This is a genomic window from Mycobacterium sp. E3251, assembly GCF_001666835.1.
Classification (GTDB): Bacteria; Actinomycetota; Actinomycetes; order Mycobacteriales; family Mycobacteriaceae; genus Mycobacterium.
Genome location: NZ_LZJF01000021.1, coordinates 1 through 648, shown reverse-complemented (window position 1 = coordinate 648; position 648 = coordinate 1). Strand labels below are relative to the sequence as shown.

The 648-nt window shown below is 70.7% G+C and carries 2 pseudogenes; one reads left to right on the top strand and one right to left on the bottom strand.

Annotated elements, in window-relative coordinates:
• Positions 1-136 (bottom strand): annotated as a pseudogene (locus A5697_RS26890) (3-oxoacyl-ACP synthase); the annotation flags it as partial.
• On the opposite strand from A5697_RS26890, the pseudogene A5697_RS02970 reads away from it, so the two are divergent.
• Positions 126-648, top strand: a pseudogene (locus tag A5697_RS02970) (3-oxoacyl-ACP synthase); the annotation flags it as partial. The pseudogenes A5697_RS26890 and A5697_RS02970 overlap by 11 nt on opposite strands.

The window sequence follows — 648 nt, the reverse complement described above, 5'->3', positions numbered from 1 at the left end:
CGCCCACCACCCCGGCCGCGCCGTCGGCGAAGATGAAGCAGTTGGTGCGGTCCTGCATGTCCACGGTGGGGGACAGCTTCTCCGAACCGAGGACCAGCACCTTGGCGGCGGTCCCGCCGCGGATCATGTCGGCCGCGACCAGTGGACCGAAGAATATCGGCATGCTCAGCGTCGGGGCGTACCGCCCCGAACGGGTGGTCACCAACGACGAGATCTGCGAGAACATCGAGTCCTCCGATGAATGGATCTACTCCCGCACCGGAATCAAAACCCGCCGCTTCGCCGCCCGCGACGAATCCGCCGCGTCGATGGCCACCGAGGCCGGGCGGCAGGCGATCGCGAACGCCGGGCTGGTGCCGTCGGACATCGACTGCGTGATCGTCGCGACCAGCACGCATTTCCTGCAGACCCCGGCGTGCGCCCCGGCCGTCGCCGCGGCGCTGGGGGCCACCGGCGTGCCCGCGTTCGACGTCTCGGCGGGGTGCGCGGGCTTCGGCTACGCGCTCGGCGTCGCGGCCGACATGATCCGCGGCGGGACCGCCGCCAAGGTGCTGGTCCTCGGTTCGGAGAAGCTGTCCCCCACCGTGGACATGCAGGACCGCACCAACTGCTTCATCTTCGCCGACGGCGCGGCCGGGGTGGTGGTCG